This window comes from Acinetobacter sp. WCHAc060025, from assembly GCF_004209355.1.
Taxonomy (GTDB): domain Bacteria; phylum Pseudomonadota; class Gammaproteobacteria; order Pseudomonadales; family Moraxellaceae; genus Acinetobacter; species Acinetobacter wuhouensis.
The window spans coordinates 1-447 of sequence record NZ_SGSX01000067.1; the positions used below are offsets into that span (position 1 = coordinate 1).

Sequence of the window (447 nt, forward strand, 5' to 3'; positions counted from 1 at the left end):
CCTTTATCAGCTGTCGCTTGAGCGGCATCTGCTGCATTTTTGGCAATAGTGACATTGCTGTTGGTCGTATTCAACTGACCACCATTGACTACGTCTTTCGAACCTGCAGCGACAATGCCATCCTCAACGCCTGTGATTTTGTTGGTCGTGCTGTCAATGTTCACATTACCGACAGTGACCTTATCAAATGCAACATCTTTCTTGGTTGCAATGGTGATTTTGCCACCTGCTTGTTCAACCGCAACATTGTCACCAGCGACAAAGGTCACTGTTTCATCAGGGCTGATTTGCTCAACAGATGTACCAGCAGCAGTACCACTACCCACTTTGTCGGTAGTCAGTTTCCAGCCTTTATTGGCAACATCGCTAACGGCTTGCAATTGGCTACCATTCACTGCATCTTTCGATGTCGCACTGACTTCGCCAGCTGTAACACCAGTGATTTTT

1 pseudogene is annotated in these 447 nt (G+C 47.0%); it reads right to left on the bottom strand.

Annotation, left to right across the window (positions count from 1 at the left end):
- A pseudogene (locus EXE09_RS18665) lies at positions 1-447 on the bottom strand (hypothetical protein); the annotation flags it as partial.